Below are 686 nucleotides of genomic sequence, written 5' to 3'. Positions count from 1 at the left end.
GCACTTGAATCAGTAACCGCAGTATTTGCTTTGCTTAATGCACTGGCTGCATTAGTTTTTGCTATTGATGCATCGGATTCGGCAACATCAACACGGCTATCTAATGCCTCAATAGAACTACTGTTTGCTGTTGATTGTGTTACAGCGGTTTCAGCTTTTTGCTGTACTGAAGATAAAGCTGAATTATTGCTAGAAATATAGTTATTTAGAGCAACCGTATTCGCTTTATCCCCATCAACACGCGCTTGAACCTCTTGCTGTGCTAATGCTTGAACATCATTGATCTGTGCAACTGTTGTATCAACTCTTTTACTAAGGGCTAGATCACCTTCAATCATTGCAGACTGAAGTGACCACGTTCCAGCGAAACCTTGATCATTGCCGATCAGATCAGATGAAGATCCAATCAATTTTGGATTTAGTTGCGCGTAAACACCATCAGTCTTCTCTGCAGTCAATTTCAAATCATCAGCAACAACCTTGATACCTGATTGTGCTGCCGCTAAACCTTGATCACTTGATTTTTTGACTGTATCTACAACCTCTAAAACAGCATCATCACCTGCTTTAATTTGCTTTGTTAATCCATCTTCCAAAGTACTAATCGCAGTTTTTCGATCCTGTATTTCAGTATTGATCTTTGAGGTAGTTGAATTGATTGAGTCAATACGCTCAGTCCGTTCAAT

1 pseudogene is annotated in these 686 nt (G+C 39.7%); it reads right to left on the bottom strand.

What is annotated here, in order from left to right:
• A pseudogene (locus ACG9ZL_RS21100) lies at positions 1–686 on the bottom strand (TipJ family phage tail tip protein); the annotation flags it as partial.

The organism is Acinetobacter legionensis (assembly GCF_048551735.1).
Lineage (GTDB): Bacteria > Pseudomonadota > Gammaproteobacteria > Pseudomonadales > Moraxellaceae > Acinetobacter.
The sequence above is the reverse complement of the archived record's forward strand: the minus strand, read 5'-3'. Positions and strand labels throughout refer to the sequence as shown.